This is a genomic window from Photobacterium sp. GB-56 (assembly GCF_003026105.1).
In the GTDB taxonomy this organism is placed as follows: Bacteria; Pseudomonadota; Gammaproteobacteria; order Enterobacterales; family Vibrionaceae; genus Photobacterium.
In genome coordinates, this window is the sequence record NZ_PYNW01000006.1 from 120103 (window position 1) to 137729 (window position 17627).

The 17627-nt window shown below is 42.2% G+C and carries 16 protein-coding genes; 10 read left to right on the forward strand and 6 right to left on the reverse strand.

Annotation, left to right across the window (positions count from 1 at the left end; all coding sequences use genetic code 11):
• Positions 1–9 precede the first annotated feature (9 nt).
• The 9 genes from nadC (at position 10) to mutT (ending at position 7662) form a co-directional block, all read left to right on the forward strand.
• A complete protein-coding gene (gene nadC, locus C9J42_RS10690; protein ID WP_107301990.1) occupies positions 10–897 on the forward strand; it encodes a carboxylating nicotinate-nucleotide diphosphorylase in 888 nt (295 codons plus the stop codon).
• A gap of 319 nt (positions 898–1216) precedes the next feature.
• Positions 1217–1669: a prepilin-type N-terminal cleavage/methylation domain-containing protein gene (locus tag C9J42_RS10695; RefSeq protein ID WP_107301991.1), complete on the forward strand. Its 453-nt coding sequence runs from the start codon at positions 1217–1219 to the stop codon at positions 1667–1669.
• A gap of 1 nt (position 1670) precedes the next feature.
• Positions 1671–3356, forward strand: coding sequence for a type IV-A pilus assembly ATPase PilB (gene pilB, locus C9J42_RS10700; RefSeq protein WP_107301992.1), 1686 nt, complete (start codon positions 1671–1673; stop codon positions 3354–3356).
• Positions 3357–3399: 43 nt separating this feature from the next.
• Positions 3400–4623 carry a type II secretion system F family protein gene (locus C9J42_RS10705; RefSeq protein ID WP_107301993.1) on the forward strand — a complete coding sequence of 408 codons (1224 nt, stop codon included), beginning with the start codon at positions 3400–3402 and terminating at the stop codon, positions 4621–4623.
• 117 nt (positions 4624–4740) lie between these two features.
• A complete protein-coding gene (locus C9J42_RS10710; RefSeq protein ID WP_107206561.1) occupies positions 4741–5610 on the forward strand; it encodes an A24 family peptidase in 870 nt (289 codons plus the stop codon).
• A gap of 3 nt (positions 5611–5613) precedes the next feature.
• Positions 5614–6219 carry a dephospho-CoA kinase gene (coaE, locus tag C9J42_RS10715; RefSeq protein WP_107292438.1) on the forward strand — a complete coding sequence of 202 codons (606 nt, stop codon included), beginning with the start codon at positions 5614–5616 and terminating at the stop codon, positions 6217–6219.
• Positions 6220–6283: 64 nt separating this feature from the next.
• Entirely contained in the window at positions 6284–7030 is a 747-nt protein-coding gene (zapD, locus tag C9J42_RS10720; protein ID WP_369917495.1) for a cell division protein ZapD, read from the forward strand.
• 7 nt (positions 7031–7037) lie between these two features.
• A complete protein-coding gene (gene yacG, locus C9J42_RS10725) occupies positions 7038–7253 on the forward strand; it encodes a DNA gyrase inhibitor YacG (protein WP_107206559.1) in 216 nt (71 codons plus the stop codon).
• 4 nt (positions 7254–7257) lie between these two features.
• On the forward strand, positions 7258–7662 hold the full coding sequence (gene mutT, locus C9J42_RS10730) for an 8-oxo-dGTP diphosphatase MutT (RefSeq protein WP_107246333.1): 405 nt from the start codon (positions 7258–7260) through the stop codon (positions 7660–7662).
• A gap of 106 nt (positions 7663–7768) precedes the next feature.
• On the opposite strand, the gene secA is transcribed toward mutT, so the two are convergent.
• Positions 7769–10501 (reverse strand): preprotein translocase subunit SecA, encoded by a 2733-nt coding sequence (gene secA, locus C9J42_RS10735; protein ID WP_107206557.1) that lies wholly within the window; start codon positions 10499–10501, stop codon positions 7769–7771.
• 429 nt (positions 10502–10930) lie between these two features.
• Here secA and C9J42_RS10740 point away from each other — a divergent pair, with 429 nt between their 5' ends.
• Positions 10931–11389: a DUF721 domain-containing protein gene (locus tag C9J42_RS10740; protein WP_199188055.1), complete on the forward strand. Its 459-nt coding sequence runs from the start codon at positions 10931–10933 to the stop codon at positions 11387–11389.
• A 70-nt stretch (positions 11390–11459) separates the two neighbouring features.
• Here the strand turns inward: C9J42_RS10740 and lpxC are convergent, their stop codons facing one another.
• From lpxC to murC, 5 genes are all read right to left on the reverse strand, one after another.
• Complete coding sequence (gene lpxC, locus C9J42_RS10745; RefSeq protein WP_005371241.1) at positions 11460–12377, reverse strand: UDP-3-O-acyl-N-acetylglucosamine deacetylase; 918 nt, start codon at positions 12375–12377, stop codon at positions 11460–11462.
• A gap of 283 nt (positions 12378–12660) precedes the next feature.
• A complete protein-coding gene (gene ftsZ / locus C9J42_RS10750) occupies positions 12661–13803 on the reverse strand; it encodes a cell division protein FtsZ (protein WP_005371240.1) in 1143 nt (380 codons plus the stop codon).
• A gap of 32 nt (positions 13804–13835) precedes the next feature.
• Positions 13836–15092, reverse strand: coding sequence for a cell division protein FtsA (gene ftsA, locus C9J42_RS10755; RefSeq protein WP_005371239.1), 1257 nt, complete (start codon positions 15090–15092; stop codon positions 13836–13838).
• A gap of 12 nt (positions 15093–15104) precedes the next feature.
• A complete protein-coding gene (locus C9J42_RS10760; RefSeq protein WP_107206555.1) occupies positions 15105–15890 on the reverse strand; it encodes a cell division protein FtsQ/DivIB in 786 nt (261 codons plus the stop codon).
• Between the two features lie 273 nt (positions 15891–16163).
• Positions 16164–17627, reverse strand: coding sequence for a UDP-N-acetylmuramate--L-alanine ligase (gene murC / locus C9J42_RS10765; RefSeq protein WP_107246330.1), 1464 nt, complete (start codon positions 17625–17627; stop codon positions 16164–16166).

The following is a 17627-nucleotide window of genomic DNA, read 5'->3' on the forward strand; positions in this document are numbered from 1 at the left end:
AAGACAGATATGGAACACAAACACGATAGCAGTGCCCGCCTCGCTTACCTTAAACAACTTCTCCCAATCGAGATCAGCCGTACTGTTGCCGATACACTTCGCGAAGATTTAGGTGGTGAGATTAATGCCAATCTCGATATTACAGCCAATCTAATTCCTGCCGATAGCCAAGGCGTTGCCACTATTATTACTCGCGAACATGGCGTATTTTGCGGAAAAATGTGGGCTGATGAAGTATTTAAGCAACTCGGTGGCGAAGTCACCATTGATTGGCACGTAGAAGATGGTGATGTGGTTGAGCCTAATCAAACCTTGTGTACCCTATCAGGCCCGTCACGAGCGCTGCTTACCGGCGAGCGTAACGCGATGAACTTTATCCAAACCCTATCCGGTTGCGCGACATTAACAGCTGAATATGTCAAACAGTTAAAAGGCACCAACACTCGCCTACTCGATACCCGTAAAACTGTTCCTTGTCTGCGTAGCGCATTAAAATATGCCGTGACTTGCGGTGGTGGCTTTAATCACCGTATTGGCGTGTTTGATGCCTACCTTATAAAAGAGAACCACATCATTGCTTGTGGTGGTATTGAGCAAGCCATCACTACAGCGAAACAGCTTAATCCAAATAAACCTGTCGAAGTAGAAACAGAAAGTCTGGCAGAGCTAAAACAAGCCATTGAAGCCGGCGCTGATATTGTGATGCTGGATAACTTTACCTTAGCCATGATGCGTGAAGCCGTCGCGTTTAACGCTGGACGTGTGGCATTAGAAAACTCAGGGGATATTACCCTTAGCAATATCCGCGAATGTGCTGAAACGGGGGTGGATTATATTTCGGTAGGTGCACTGACTAAGCACGTTAAAGCGATGGACTTATCGATGCGTTTTAAATAGCGCTACTTTACTATCAATTTTTTGTGACACAAATATTGAACTGGTACCTTAATTTATAAAGAAAGAGAAAAATAACCACTAATTTTTCTCTTTCTACTTCACATCTTACTGAATTTTATAAAAATCAAATCTAATTACGAGCGGTTACTCGCTTTGAGCTTTGCAACTTCTGTAACACACAATTTATTTTTACCACCCGTGCCGAGCTATCCCTTTTTCGTTATTCACTCTAACAATAAAGCCTCTATTCTGAACATAATTCCATTCGCGAATTTATGAAGTTAACTCATTTATTATTTTGTTACTTAAGGACAGAGAAATGAAAAAACAACAGGGTTTTACTCTTATTGAATTGATGATCGTAGTGGCGATCATTGGTATTTTGTCAGCGTTTGCAGTGCCTGCCTATCAAGACTATACAAAAAAAGCAACTTTATCAGAATTTCCAAAAGTTGCAGCTTCAACAAAATTAGCTATTGAAGTTTGTGCTCATGAAAAAGCAGCAGATGGAGCTGACTTCAAAGCGAAATGTATTAATGGGGTCAGTGATGGTATTTCAACCCTAACATTGAATGGTATCACTGTTACAACTGTCGCTGATACTACTGCATCAGGCGCTGTTAACCTTGTAGCAACTGCAGATGCAACTAAATCTCCAATTAAGTCAGGTGAAACCTACGTAATGAAAGGTGCGTATTCATCAAACGGAGTTACTTGGACAACATACTGTACGACTGATGGTACTGCTACACAAACTGCATACTGTCCATAACATGCAAACCAATCTCGCCTCCATTTTGGCTCAAGCTAATTTAATTAGCCCAGAGCAAGAACAACAAGTGGTCGAGTTTGTGACGGCGGAAGGGATTAACGTCCCGACCGCCTTAACCCGTTTAGGCATACTAAGTGATGTCGATTTAGCCGATAACCTCGCTAATTTATTTGGGCTACAAAAAGTCGATGTTCACCACTATGACTATGATGGTTGCTGTCAAAGTGTTTACCAACGTGAATTAGTACTGCGTCACCGTGCCCTGCCGTTAACCCAAGATGCAAGTAGCTTATTTTTAGGTATCAGTGACCCCACTAATGTGGATGCGCAAGACGAATTTCGTTTTGCGGTAGGTAAAACCGTTGATTTTCTGGTATTAGAAAACAAACAGTTAGAATCGGCCATTCGCCGTGTTTACGGTAGCGATATTGGTGAAACTAGCCACAGTAAACAAGTCAGCGATGCCGATTTAGGTGAATTAGTTGATATTAGCGATGCTGAACTCGATGATGCTACCGATTTAAGCCAAGACAGCGCCCCTGTTACCCGTTATATCAACCAAGTATTATTAGACGCTGTACGCCGAAAAGCATCTGATATTCATTTTGAACCTTACGAGCATAACTATCGGATTCGCTTTCGCTGTGATGGTATTTTGCATCAGCACTTAACCCCACCATCAAGCTTATCGCGCCGTTTATCGACCCGCTTAAAGGTAATGTCGAAGCTCAATATTGCCGAGCGTCGTCAGCCACAAGATGGACGAATAAAGCTAAAACTCTCTGATAATTTGGCGATTGATTTACGTGTATCAACCCTGCCCACCCTATGGGGAGAGAAAGTCGTACTACGGATATTAGATAGCTCAGCCGCTAATCTTAATATTGATATTTTAGGCTATAACGATAAACAAAAATCCGATTATTTAACTGCCCTTGAGCGCCCACAAGGGATGATATTAATTACCGGTCCAACAGGTAGCGGTAAAACCGTCTCGCTGTATACTGGGCTCAATATTTTAAATACCGAAGAGCGCAATATTTCGACTGCCGAAGATCCAGTAGAAATTAACTTACCCGGTATTAACCAGGTACAAATTAATCAACAAGTCGGTTTAAGTTTTGCCGATGCCCTGCGTTCATTTTTGCGTCAAGATCCCGACATTGTAATGGTAGGGGAAATTCGTGATTTAGAAACCGCCTCCATTGCAGTAAAAGCCGCCCAGACCGGGCACTTGGTATTATCTACGCTACATACCAACTCTGCCGCTGAAACCATTACCCGTTTAACCAATATGGGAGTGGAAGATTTTAACCTCGCTTCATCACTGAGCTTAATCATCGCCCAGCGCCTTGCCCGTCGCTTATGTAAAAGCTGTAAACAGCCACATCCGCTTGATCCAATTACCTGTCAGCGATTAAACCTGCCGCAAAATTCCAGTGTGTATAAAGCTAATAACGCAGGGTGCGATGATTGCAATAAAGGCTACGCAGGCCGCGTTGGTATTTATGAAGTGATGGTGTTTAGCCGCGAGATCGCCGAAGCCTTAATGACCAATGCTACCGCCCTACAATTAGAAGATATTGCCGCCCAGCAAGGGATGAAACGTCTTAAAGAATCCGGCATTGAAAAATTAACCGATGGCATTACCAGTCTTGCCGAATTACAACGGGTATTACAATTATAACCTTCCCTACTTTGTATTAATTGTTTAATAGAGAATTCCGCTTATGAGTACAGCAGCCACTAAAATTCGTTATTACAACTGGCGGGGAACCAACCAAGCAGGACGTAAAGTCTCAGGCACCACTTTAGGCTTTCAAGAACAAGAAGTGCGTCACCAACTGCTTGAACAAAAAATTGTGGTCAAAAAAATAAAGAAAACCTCGCCCTCTTTTCTGACCAAAATACGTGATCAAATGAAAGGGGAAGATGTCACTGCGGTAACTCGTCAGCTTGCCACCATGATCGAATCTGGCGTGCCTGTAGTGCAAGCTCTACAACTAATGGCAAGCAGTTATAACAAAGCCGAAATGCGCGCTACCTTGCTCCAAATTACCACCCAAGTCGAATCTGGTGCTTCGCTTTCTAGTGCGATGCGATCAAGCTCTCCTTTATTTGATAAGTTCTTCTGTGATTTAGTCGCTACCGGTGAGCAAACAGGTCACCTAGGACAAGTCTTTGCGCGTATTGCGGTATACCGTGAAAAAAATGAAGCAATGCGTAAAAAAGTTATTAAGGCGATGATTTATCCTGCAATGGTCACTCTTACAGCAGTGCTTGTTACCGTAATGATGCTAGTCTTTGTTATTCCGCAGTTTGCTCAAATATTTTCAAGCTTTAATGCTGAGCTACCTTTATTTACACAATTTGTTGTCCATGCTTCAGATTTTCTCATCGCTTATGGCGTCTATCTTGGGGCTGGTGTTGGAATAGCCGTTTTTCTTTACCGCTATTTTTATAAAAAATCTGATGATTTTCGCTATAAAGCTAATCGGTTTGCCTTAAAGTTACCAATCTTTGGTGATGTATTACTAAAAGCGACCGTTGCCCGTTTTTCCCGCACTTTAGCTACTACTTTCATGGCAGGTATTCCATTGTTATCCGGCATTCAATCAGCTGGAAGAACCTGTGGCAACTTATATATCGAAAAGGCGATTGAAGAAGTTTACGAAAGTACCGCTGGCGGTATGCCGCTATATTTAGCCCTACGTCAATCAGGGGTCTTTCCTGAACTCATGTTGCAAATGGTGATGATAGGTGAAGAATCAGGTTCACTCGATGACATGCTTAATAAAATGGCGCAAATCTATGAGGCCGATGTTGATAATACCGTTGATAACCTCGGGCAAATTTTAGAACCTTTCATTATCATTATTTTGGGTGGCTTAATTGGTGGCTTACTGGTTGCTATGTATATGCCAATCTTTACCTTGATGAGTGTGATCGGTTAATACTATTTTAGTAACCACCTTATAAGTTAATCACTGTATTCATTTCCCATAATCATCGGCTAGGAACACCTAGCCGTTTGCCTTACAATAACCGCCTAATTTTTAAGAGATCCTCACATGGCAGTACTTTCCTATTACCCTTGGTTATATCCCCTTTTTGCCGTTATTTTTGGTCTGTTAGTGGGTAGCTTTTTAAATGTGGTGATTTACCGCTTGCCGATCATGATGGAGCGTCAATGGCGTAAAGAATGCCAAGAATGTTTTCCTGAAATGGATAACAAGCCAGACGATTCGGTCTTTAATTTAAGTGTGCCACGTTCACGCTGCCCACACTGTAATCATGCCATTAGCGCACTTGAGAATATTCCAGTGATCAGTTGGCTTGCTTTAGGCGGAAAATGCAAAGAATGCAAAGCGCCTATTAGTAAACGCTATCCTGCAATTGAATTACTGACCGCAGCATTGAGCTTAACCGTATCACTGATGTTGCCACCAACATGGTGGGCAATCGCGGTGATCTTTTTCACCTTCGCGTTAATTGCGCTTACCTTTATCGATATCGATAAAATGCTCCTGCCCGATCAAATTACCTTACCGCTAATGTGGGCGGGTATTTTGCTCTCTGTAATGGGTATTAGCCCTGTATCACTAACTGATTCGGTGATTGGTGCAATTGCGGGTTACTTATCGCTGTGGAGCGTATTCTGGGTCTTTAAGTTACTGACTAAAAAAGATGGCATGGGCTATGGCGACTTTAAATTGCTCGCCGCATTAGGTGCATGGCTTGGCTGGCAATTACTACCGTTTGTAGTGTTACTCTCATCTTTAGTCGGCGCGCTGTGCGGTATTGTATTACTGAAAATGCAAGATGCCGATAACCAAACCCCGTTCTCATTCGGCCCTTACCTTGCGGTTGCGGGTTGGATTGCATTGTTATGGGGCGAGCCTATTGTGAATTGGTATGTTACTTCGTACTTAGGAATGTAGATAATGAGTATTGTCATTGGCCTAACAGGCGGAATTGGTAGCGGTAAAACCACGGTTGCTAACTTATTTGCTGATAACTACGGCATTGATATTATTGATGCCGATATTGTTGCACGTGAAGTCGTCGAGCCGAATACCGTCGGTTTGAACACTATTATCGAAAAACTTGGTGCTGATATTTTACTTAAAGATGGTACGTTAAATCGGGCAAAACTGCGTGAGGCTATTTTTAGTCAACCTGAATTAAAGCAATGGTTAAATGAGCTACTTCACCCTTTGATCCGTGAAAAAATGCTCCATGATATTAAATTAAGCAAATCTCCCTATTGTTTATTAGTCGTGCCATTGATGGTTGAGAATAATCTACAAACCCTCACCAATCGTTTATTGGTTGTTGATGTCGATGAGCAAACCCAAATCGAACGAACACAACAACGTGATAATGTCTCAATTGAGCAAATCAAAAATATCTTAGCGAGCCAAGCAACGCGCCAACAACGGTTGGATGCCGCAGATGATGTCATTACTAATTTTGGTGATAGTCCAGCATTAACATTACAAATCGCGCAACTTCACAGGCAATATCTCAAAATGGATCATGAGCTGTAGTAAAATGACGTCTTAACTATGATAATTCTTATTACGATCTTGGCTCCTGTTTGGTATTCCCTTTATGCAAGCTACGCAAATGACGCGCTATGAACACCCTTTGACAGAAAAAGTCCGTATTTATTTACGCCTTGATTATCTCTTGCAACAAATGCATCACAGCAGCAACCAAAATGATCCTTGGCAATATAAAATCTTCTTCCATGCCCTTTTTGATTTGCTTGAGATCTTAGACCAAGTACAAGTTAAAACCGATCTTGCCAAAGATATAGAGAAACAACGTCAGCAACTGATGAATTGGTTAAACATTGATGGTGTTGACGAGTATGCGCTGCAACAAATGATCGATTCGATGGAGCAAGCCCATAAAGCGTTAATTTCATCTCCTCGCCTAGGACAGAATCTACGAGAAGATCGTTTTCTTTCCAGTATAAAACAACGTTTCTCGATTCCAGGTGGTAGTTGTTGTTTTGATCTGCCGTCATTACATCACTGGCTGCACCTTAGCGATGAACACAAACAACAGGCAATGAAAAGCTGGTTACATGAGCTTTCAGAACTTAACGAAGCACTCAATCTCTGGTTGAAGTTAACCCGAGAAAGCGCACAATATAAAACCAATCATGCCCGTAATGGCTTCTTCCAGTATGACGCTGAAGATGCCTGTTTATTACGGCTAGAAATTTGCGCTAAAGATGGCGTTTATCCTATGATATCGGGACATCGTAGTCGCTTTGCTATTCGTTTCTCTCCCTTTGTGGAAGGAGATCCTGTCGCAAGCGATATTGAATTTAAATTAGCCATTTGCTGAGGTTTTTGTGTCTCAATCAACAACCAATACCAATATTACTGTCGTAAAGTGTCCTACCTGTAAAACTGAAGTGGTTTGGGGTGAGCAGAGTCCATTTCGTCCTTTTTGCTGCAAACGCTGTCAATTGATCGATCTTGGCGAATGGGCGGAAGAAGAAAAATCTATTCCAGGCGCACCTGATCTATCAGATTCAGATGGCTGGTCTGACGATATGGGTTACTAACAGTATGGATAAAAAGCAAGTTTGGATTGCGGCAGGCATTATTTTAGATACAGAGAAAAAGCATATTTTCATTACCCGCCGTGCCGATAAAGCGCATCAAGGTGGCTTATGGGAGTTTGCTGGCGGAAAAGTAGAAACAGGTGAAACAGCAAAGCAAGCGGTTATCCGTGAACTGCAAGAAGAAGTCGGTATTCATGCCACTGACGTTGAACCTTTTATTAGCCTTGCTCATGATTATTCAGATAAATCATTAAAGTTTGATTTCTTTCTGATCCATCAATTTGATGGCGAAGCCTTTGGTAAAGAAGGTCAACCGGGGGAGTGGGTCGCTATCAATGCACTTGCTGATTACCCTTTCCCTGATGCTAATCAAGCTGTACTCGATAAAATACAGCAGTCTTTCGCTTAATAAATTATCTGAAGATCCACTAGAATCTACATCATTAGCCTTGATTTTCAGCCAATAAAAAAGTCGCCCTAGAGCGACTTTTTTAGTATCTACAATAAGAACAATCTTAATTGATCTTACCGTGACATTGCTTGTACTTCTTACCAGAACCACAAGGACAAGGCTCATTACGACCTACTTTACGCTCTTCACGCTCGTAAGTACCTTGTTGAGCTTCAGGCTCTTCTGATGACTCATCAGTGATTTGGCTTTCTGCACTTTGATGCTGGAACTGTTGACGACGTGCTAGCATTTCTGCCATTTGACGACGCTCTTCTTCCATGCGATCAACTTCTTCCTGCTGCTGTACACGTACCTTACTTAAGATAGAAACAACATCACTCTTCAAGTTATCTAGCATTTCTTCAAACAGTTCAAACGATTCACGCTTGTATTCCTGCTTAGGGTTCTTCTGTGCATAACCACGTAAGTGAATACCTTGACGCAAGTGATCCATTGCCGCTAAGTGTTCTTTCCATAGCGTATCAAGGTTCTGTAGCATCACTGTTTTCTCGAAGTTACGTAGCACTTCAGCACCAACAACTGATTCTTTCTCACGGTAAACTTCAAGCGCTTTTTCTACAATGCGCTCACGAAGTGCTTCTTCGTAAAGTTTATCTTCGGTATCAAGCCAGTGTTGAATTGGTAGCTCAAGATCGTAATCATCTTTCAGGCGAGTTTCTAGCCCTTTGATATCCCACATTTCTTCAAGCGATTGTGGTGGAATATAGCTATCCATTAATGCATTTAGCACGTCTTCACGGTTGTGCTCAATCATTTCGCTGATATCTTCAGCATGCATTAATTCATCACGTAATTCGTAAACCACTTTACGCTGATCGTTAGCAACATCATCAAATTCAAGCAACTGCTTACGAATATCGAAGTTACGACCTTCAACTTTACGTTGCGCGTTCTCGATAGCCTTTGATACCCAAGGGTGCTCAATCGCTTCGCCTTGCTCCATACCTAACTTCTTCATCATGCCTGAAACACGATCTGAAGCGAAGATACGCATTAAGCCATCTTCCATAGATAGGTAGAAACGAGAAGAACCAGCATCGCCCTGACGACCCGCACGACCACGTAGCTGGTTATCGATACGACGAGATTCGTGACGCTCAGTACCAATGATGTGCAAGCCACCTGACGCTAAGACTGCATCATGTTTTTCTTGCCATTTGGTTTTGATCTTCGCGATTTGATCATCAGTTGGATTATCGAGTTTTTCAACATCAGTCTTCCACGAACCACCCAGCATGATATCAGTACCACGACCGGCCATGTTAGTTGCAATAGTTACCGCACCCGGCGCACCCGCTTCTGCGATAATATCCGCTTCTTTTTCGTGGAATTTTGCGTTTAGTACGTTATGTTTAATGCCTTCTTTCTTAAGCGCATTAGACAGTAACTCTGATTTTTCAATCGATACTGTACCCACCAAACAAGGCTGACCGTTTTGTACACGCTCTTTGATATCTTGGCTAATTGCAGCAAACTTTTCAGTTTCTGTCATGTAAACCAAGTCACCGTTATCGATACGCGCCATTGGACGGTTAGTAGGAAGTACAACCGTATCTAGACCGTAGATAGACTGGAATTCAAACGCTTCAGTATCAGCCGTACCTGTCATACCAGAAAGCTTATCGTATAAACGGAAGTAGTTCTGGAAAGTAATCGATGCTAACGTTTGGTTCTCGTTTTGGATCTTCACGCCTTCTTTCGCTTCAACGGCTTGGTGAAGACCTTCTGACCAGCGACGACCCGGCATTGTACGACCAGTGTGTTCATCAACGATGATCACTTCGTCATCTTGAACGATGTAATCAACGTCTTTTTCAAAGAGTACGTGTGCACGTAAACCCGCATTTACGTGGTGCAACAAGCTAATGTTTGCTGGAGAGTACAAGGTATCGTGCTCTGCCATTAAGCCATTTTTAATCAATAGCTCTTCAACAAACTCCTGACCATTTTCAGTTAAATAAGCTTGCTTCGATTTTTCATCGACTGTGTAGTGACCTTCACCACGGTACTCTTCACTATCTTCTTTATCTTGACGAACTAGTAAAGGAATTAATTCATTGATCTTAATGTACATTTCAGAGCTGTCTTCAGCAGGACCTGAAATGATAAGCGGAGTACGTGCTTCATCGATTAAGATGGAGTCAACTTCATCGACTACTGCGAAGAAACGTTCGCGTTGAACACGATCTTCTGGGCGGAATGCCATATTATCGCGCAAGTAGTCAAAGCCAAATTCGTTATTTGTTCCATAAAGGACATCTGCGGCATACGCTTCTTTTTTTGCCGGTGGTGACATATTAGGAACATTTACACCTACAGTCATGCCGAGGAATTCAAATAACTCACGGTTAGTTTCGGCATCACGTGCTGCTAGGTAATCGTTCACGGTTACGATATGAACGCCTTTACCTGTTAAAGCATTTAAGTATGAAGGAAGAGTTGCTGTCAGAGTTTTACCTTCACCGGTACGCATTTCTGCAATTTTACAATCATTCAATACCATACCGCCAAGCAGCTGGACATCGAAGTGGCGCATACCGTAAATACGCTTGGATGCTTCACGAACGGTCGCGAAGGCTTCTGGTAGTAGTTGATCTAGCGTTTCACCTTGCTCTAAACGCTCACGAAATTCAGCTGTTTTTGCTTTCAGCTCATGATCTTGTAGGCTTTCAAATTGAGGCTCTAGCTTATTGATTTGATCAACAATTTTGCGCATACGACGCAGAGTGCGGTCGTTACGGCTACCGATAACTTTAGTCAGTAGTTTTGATAACATGGCGATGCCGTTTTCTCTTTGTTATATCAGCGTATCTATTGCTGAATCGCTTAATCTGGTTTCATTCTCTGGGGGACCGTAAGCAATCCCTGTCCCACTAGAATCGCCACAATGGTGACTAAGAGGATAATCCTGAAACTGTGTCATACTAATATTGCGTCATGAAAACCACTTTTCAAGGGGGCTTCATCAATAACCATCACCAAATAAAACGAGATGGCAATTTAACGCTTAAATACAACGCTGGCAGTAACAACACTTGCAGGTACATCTTTCAAGATATATTAACCTATATGAGTGATATAATAAGTCATATTAGTGTCATCGCCTATGAGAAAAGCAGGCTTAACACTTTTTATATTCGCAAAATTAGGATCATATCCGCAATTTTTCAACTTTGAGCAACATCATTACTTAGGATCACAGACGATGAGAGATCACCGTCCCCAAACTACCGGGGATCTTTTAGAGCAAACTGGGCTTAATAATATTCAACAACGAGCTATCGCATTAAGCCAGTTAAATACCGCGGTAAAGCAGCATATCAATTGTGCTGAACATTGCCGTGTGAGTAATTATCGTCAAGGTATTTTAATTGTAGAAACCGAATCTGCAGCTTGGTCGATGCGTCTTAATTACGAACGCCACACTTTGATGATGAAGTTACGAGAAACGCTATTGCCTAAGTTGCAAGATATTGAAATAAAAGTGAACCCTTCTCTTGCTGCAGTACAGAAGCAGCAACAAGAAAAAATACCCGATATTATACAAAAGCCCATCACAGAAGTTGCTGCTCAGCACCTCTTAGCAACGGCCGCAACCGCGCCAGAAAAAGTAAAAAAACGCTTAGAACGCCTTGCTTTATTAGCACAAAAACAAAAACGTTAGTGTAAATAAAACCAGATACAAAAACGCCGAGCAACTGCTCGGCGTTTTTTAATTCTTTTCGCATTTGGTATTAAGCAAGAACCATTCCTGGTTGAGCAAAAGTAACCGGTACCTGCTGCTCATCTTCAAAAGTGGACCATTCATAGGCTTCTTGATCAGCAAGTACTGCACGTAATAACTGGTTGTTTAATGCATGTCCTGATTTATAAGCACGCATTTCACCAATAATGTTATGACCACACATGTAGAGATCACCAATGGCATCCAATACTTTATGAGTCACTAACTCATTGTCAAAACGCAAACCATCATCATTAAGAATACGATAATCATCCAGTACAATAGCGTTATCGAAACTACCACCTAAACATAAGTTTTGTGATTGTAAGTATTCGATATCACGCATGAAACCAAAGGTTCGAGCGCGACTGATATTTTTAACAAAAGACTTACTTGAAAAATCTAACACTAGACGCTGCTGATCTGATTCAATCGCAGGGTGGTTAAACTCGATAGCAAAATCCAGACGGAAACCGTTATAAGGAACGAGCTCCGCCCATTTGTCGCCATCTTCAATGCGAACAGGTTTTTTGATACGTAAAAAACGCTTAGGCGCATTCAACGTTTCAATGCCTGCAGATTGAAGCAGGTAGATAAATGGGCTCGCGCTACCATCCATAATAGGAATTTCAGGTGCGTTAACTTCGATAATCACGTTATCGATACCCATACCTGCTAGTGCTGCATTCAAGTGCTCAACCGTTGAAATACGCACGCCCTCTTCATTTACAAGAGCTGTACATAACATGGTATCACGCACAGAATCTGCATTTGCAGGAAAATCCACAGGAGGATTTAAATCTGTACGACGATAAATCACGCCTGTATTAGCGGCTGCAGGACGCAGAATAAGCGTCACTTTACGTCCAGAGTGGAGACCCACACCAGTCGTTTGCACAATGCTTTTAAGTGTACGTTGTCTGATCATCTGCTCATATCTCAACTGTTAAACAAACTTTTGTCACAAGCAACAAGGCTAAATAACACCCATTATCAGGCACAATTACGCGAAATGGGCATAAATAATACCATAAGCTACTAAATATCCAAAATAATTTGACATAGGCTAAGTGAGTGCCTTTAAACTAATCGTTAAAGGCACTAATAAGTTACTGATTATGTTGCGATAAAACCAAATATTTCAATACCGATATATTTAGTCTCATTGAGTTTTTATATACTCAATCAGCATCACCTATTAACTATAGATATTAGTCAGCTTGTTTACGCAAAAATGCAGGAATATCTAAGTAATCATGATCAGCTTGTGGCTTAGCCGCCGTCGCTTGACCATCATTATTAGTAACTGTCTTTTCTTCAGCAACAACTGTTTTTTCTTGTGCTACTGTCGCTTGTACAGGCTTAGATGAAGTCACTAGCGTAATATCCGCTTTCACTTCTTTACCAATACCTGTAGCAACAACTGTTACACGTAGTTCATCAGTCATATCTGGATCTAAAGATGTACCGATAACAACAGTTGCGTTATCAGAAGCGAATGCTTTCACTGTGTTACCCACAGTTTCGAATTCGTCTAGACGCATATCCATACCTGCAGTGATGTTAACAAGAACACCACGTGCACCAGCTAGATCGATATCTTCTAGTAATGGACTAGAAATTGCCATTTCAGCCGCTTCTTCAGCACGGTCGTCGCCAGAAGCAACACCGCTACCCATCATCGCATGACCCATTTCAGACATTACTGTACGTACGTCAGCAAAGTCGACGTTGATCATACCAGGGCGTGTGATTAGCTCAGCAATACCTTGAACAGCGTTCTTAAGAACGTCGTTTGCTTTAGCAAAAGCGTCAAGCAATGTGATTCCACGACCAAGTACTTTTAGTAGCTTTTCGTTTGGAATCGTAATCAATGAATCAACATGCTTAGAAAGCTCATCGATACCTTGCTCAGCAAAAGCCATACGCTTCTTACCTTCGAAGCTAAATGGTTTAGTCACCACCGCAACAGTAAGAATACCTAGCTCTTTTGCCACTTCAGCAATGATTGGGGCAGCACCAGTACCAGTACCACCACCCATACCAGCAGCAATGAAGATCATATCAGAGCCTTCTAGCTCTTTTTTGATTGCTTCACGGTCTTCTAGTGCAGAATCACGACCTACTTGTGGGTTAGCACCCGCACCCAAACCTTTAGTGATATCACCACCGATTTGAATAACTGTACTTACGCTTGTTTTACGTAGTGCTTGTGCATCAGTGTTAACACTAATGAACTGCACGCCTTCGATAGATTCACGTACCATGTGATCGACAGCATTACCGCCGCCGCCGCCAACGCCAATGACCTTAATTACCGCTTCATCAGACATTTCCATCATCGGTTCAAACATGTGTTCTCTCCGTTATCCTGTTCGCATCAGGTTTAAAATTCTTTTTTTAACCAACCACTAATTCGTGAAAATAAACCAGTAACTGAACGTTTCGGTTCTAATTCATTTTCATCAAATGATTGACTGTCCTTTCCGTAATGCAGTAAGCCTACTGCAGTTGCATAAGTTGGGGCCTGAACATAGTCAGTTAGACCACTTAACTCTAAAGGTTGACCAATACGCACTTGGTGACGGAACACCCGTTCTGCACATTCTGTCAAACCTTCCATTTGTGCAGCGCCCCCGGTTAGGACGATGCCCGCAGCTAAGTGGTGTTTAACACCCGCTTCACGCAACTGTTCTTGTACTGTTAACAGCTTTTGATTAACCAGCCCCAGCAATTCGCTGTAACGAGGCTCTATCACTTCTGCTAGTGTTTGGCTTTGTAAGCTACGAGATGGTCGACCTCCAACACTTGGGACATCAACCTTAGCATCTTTACTCACCAATTCACTCAGCGCACAGCCGTATTTCACTTTAATATCTTCAGCGTCACCCGGCGGTGTACCAAATGCATAAGCAATATCACTGGTTACTACATTACCCGCATACGGAATTACTGCCGCATGTCGTAATGCACCACCAGACCAAATAGCAAGATCCATCGTACCGCCGCCGATATCGACAACACATACGCCGAGCTCTCGCTCATCCGGTGTCAGTACAGCATAGCTTGATGCTAATCCTGAAAAAATCAGATGATCAACTTTCAAGTCACAACGCTCTACTGCTTTAACGATGTTTTTCGCCATGTCATTGTGACACGTGATCAAATGAACACTGGCTTCCATACGAACTCCTGATAAACCAACAGGGTTTTTAATCCCCTCTTGATAATCAATAGCAAACTCCTGAGGAATTACATGTAAAGTTCGTTGTTCATCGCTTAATTTTACTGACTTCGCCGTATGAATAACATTATCGACGTCGTCTTGTGTCACTTCTTTTTCAGAAATTGGCACCATGCCTTTTTCTGTTTGGCAACTAATATGTTTACCTGATAACGACAAGTACACGGAACTGATTTGGCATTCAGCCATTAATTCAGCTTTATCAACGGCTCGTTGTACTGATTTAACAACAGATTCAAGGTCATTGACCCCGCCTTTGTCCATTCCGCGTGACGGACTGCTTCCCATTCCGATAACATTCACCGTGTTATCGGGCAGCACTTCCCCAACCAAAGCCGTAACTTCGGATGTGCCGATATCAAGACCAACGATAAGTTTTTGATCTGCAGCCTTAGTCATTAACACACGCTCTTATTTGGTATCCGATACATGAGCATCATGTTCCGGTATTGTTTTCCAACCCACAGCTGCGCCAGTATCATAACGCAAATCCACATATTTTATCGGTTTATTCAGTTTTACTAATTCTGGATAAATTTCGATAAAACGCTTAAGACGCTCCATTCGAGCCTCTCGGCCCAAGTCAAGCGTAATGCCATTGGCTAATAAGATTCGCCAAGCTCGACGTTCATTTAATGATAACGACGCGATACTTAAGCCAGCGTTCTTCAGTAAGGGACGCATTTCTCGCAATGCAGCTAATACTTCTTCACTGCTAGCCTCAGGGCCAGAGAGGTTAGTAAGGTTTAAATCTGCAACTTGCTCAGCAGGCGCTTTAAATACTTGGCCCTCTTTATTAACCAAATATTTATGATCCCATTGCGCTACTGGTTGGTTTTCTACAATGAAAACTTTGATCGTATCAGGCCATTGTTTTCGTACTGCAGCATGAGCAACCCACGGCAGTGCCTCTACATGAGCCTGAATAGTATTAACATCTTGGGTCATGAAAGTACCAAGATGATCAATTGTTAATATCGTCTGGCGTACATTGTCTTTGGTTAGATAATGCAATTGTCCTTGAATCACTAATTGTGACAAGGGCAGTCGGTTAGTATCTGTCATCCAGCTTTTTGTTGCACTGAATAACCAAACCGTAAAACCAATGACAAAGAGGAAAAACGCCAATCCACCCCAGCGCGACCACTTTTTTGGCGATGGGTGTATATACTCTTGGTCTACGACTTCTTCAGTCATTGTTTACTCTTCGCTTTACTCATTCAGCTTCACCTTACCATATAGGTATAAATTAGCTGTCAGCTATCTCAGATGTTATAAGCAAAGTTAAACGATTATACCGAGCAACTCGACCCACTCCAACACTCATGAGGCGTTTTATGTACACAACCTGAGAATAATTTTGTATATATCTACCAAAATATCGAAAAAAACAAAATAACTGGCTATTGTCTACACAATCTATAGCCAGCTATTATCATTTTCGACGTATACATGTTGCCATATACTAATTTATACGTCTTTTTTCATCGTCTCGATATTCAACTTCATTTCTGCTAGCTGACGCGCTATTTTGCCGACATCACCTGCACCTTGTGTCAAAACTAAATCATCATTTTGAATAATATTTGCAAGAATGGCTGGCAACTCTTCGGCTTCAGGTACGAAAATAGGATCAATTTTGCCACGAGAGCGAATAGTACGACATAACGCTCGACCATCAGCTCCAGCAATAGGTGCTTCACCAGCAGAATAAACATCAAGCATCACTAATACATCCACTTGATCGAGGACGTTTGCAAAATCATCATAGAGATCACGAGTTCGACTATAACGGTGAGGCTGGAAAATCATCACTAAGCGTTTATCCGCCCACCCAGCACGTGCAGCTTGAATCGTTACATCCACTTCGCTTGGGTGATGACCATAATCATCCACCAGCATTACGTTACCATTGCCCGTTTCAAACTCCCCTAAATGATCAAAACGTCGACCCGTCCCCTCAAACTCAATTAACGCGCGCATGATAGCATCATCATCAACGCCTTCTTCTGTAGCAACAGCAATCGCTGCCGTTGCATTTAAAGCATTATGCTTACCGGGCATATTCAAGGTGATATTAAGCGCTGGTTTATCTTTGCGTAATACAGTGAAATGACCTTGCTGTCCTGTTTGCGTATAATTTGTAATGCGAACACCTGCGTCTTCTGCAAAACCATAAGTTAGCATTGGACGACCCACACGCGGCAGTAATTCACGTACCACAGGATCATCAATACACATTACCGCCAACCCGTAAAATGGTAGGTTATGTAGGAAATCAATGAAGGTTTGCTTTAATACTTCAAAATCGCCGCCATAAGTATCCATATGATCAGCTTCAATGTTAGTGACCACACACACCATAGGTTGAAGATGCAAGAAAGAGGCATCACTTTCATCTGCTTCTGCGATTAAATAACGACTGCAACCTAAACGTGCATTAGTACCTGCACTTTTTACTAAGCCACCATTGACAAACGTTGGATCTAAGCCAGCTTCAGAATAAATCTGTGTCGTTAATGCTGTCGTTGTTGTCTTACCGTGCGTACCAGCAATAGCGATACCATGACGATAGCGCATTAGTTCTGCTAACATTTCAGCACGGCGTACAACAGGAATTCGCAATTCAGTCGCCGCCATCAGCTCAGGGTTTTCTTTGCTAATTGCCGTAGAAGCAACAACAACGCTAGCACCTTGAATATTTTCAGCTGAATGACCAAAAAAGATCTCTGCACCTTTCGCTGTCAAACGGTTTGTTACAGCATTCGGCGCAATGTCAGAACCACTAATACGGTAGCCTTCGTTTACAAGTACTTCAGCAATACCGCTCATACCTGCACCACCAATGCCAACAAAGTGAATTCGCTCAACACGGCGCATCTCTGGCACCATTGTACGAATTTTTGCTAATTGCTGGTTATCCAGTTTATTCAT

Excerpts from the sequence above, each read along its gene's own strand:
- nadC (WP_107301990.1), top strand. The coding sequence starts at position 10 with ATGGAACACAAACACGATAGCAGTGCCCGCCTCGCTTACCTTAAACAA.
- C9J42_RS10695 (WP_107301991.1), top strand. The coding sequence starts at position 1,217 with ATGAAAAAACAACAGGGTTTTACTCTTATTGAATTGATGATCGTAGTG.
- pilB (WP_107301992.1), top strand. The coding sequence starts at position 1,671 with ATGCAAACCAATCTCGCCTCCATTTTGGCTCAAGCTAATTTAATTAGC.
- C9J42_RS10705 (WP_107301993.1), top strand. The coding sequence starts at position 3,400 with ATGAGTACAGCAGCCACTAAAATTCGTTATTACAACTGGCGGGGAACC.
- C9J42_RS10710 (WP_107206561.1), top strand. The coding sequence starts at position 4,741 with ATGGCAGTACTTTCCTATTACCCTTGGTTATATCCCCTTTTTGCCGTT.
- coaE (WP_107292438.1), top strand. The coding sequence starts at position 5,614 with ATGAGTATTGTCATTGGCCTAACAGGCGGAATTGGTAGCGGTAAAACC.
- zapD (WP_369917495.1), top strand. The coding sequence starts at position 6,284 with ATGCAAGCTACGCAAATGACGCGCTATGAACACCCTTTGACAGAAAAA.
- mutT (WP_107246333.1), top strand. The coding sequence starts at position 7,258 with ATGGATAAAAAGCAAGTTTGGATTGCGGCAGGCATTATTTTAGATACA.
- secA (WP_107206557.1), bottom strand. The coding sequence starts at position 10,501 with ATGTTATCAAAACTACTGACTAAAGTTATCGGTAGCCGTAACGACCGC.
- C9J42_RS10740 (WP_199188055.1), top strand. The coding sequence starts at position 10,931 with ATGAGAGATCACCGTCCCCAAACTACCGGGGATCTTTTAGAGCAAACT.
- lpxC (WP_005371241.1), bottom strand. The coding sequence starts at position 12,377 with ATGATCAGACAACGTACACTTAAAAGCATTGTGCAAACGACTGGTGTG.
- ftsZ (WP_005371240.1), bottom strand. The coding sequence starts at position 13,803 with ATGTTTGAACCGATGATGGAAATGTCTGATGAAGCGGTAATTAAGGTC.
- ftsA (WP_005371239.1), bottom strand. The coding sequence starts at position 15,092 with ATGACTAAGGCTGCAGATCAAAAACTTATCGTTGGTCTTGATATCGGC.
- C9J42_RS10760 (WP_107206555.1), bottom strand. The coding sequence starts at position 15,890 with ATGACTGAAGAAGTCGTAGACCAAGAGTATATACACCCATCGCCAAAA.
- murC (WP_107246330.1), bottom strand. The coding sequence starts at position 17,627 with ATGAATAAACTGGATAACCAGCAATTAGCAAAAATTCGTACAATGGTG.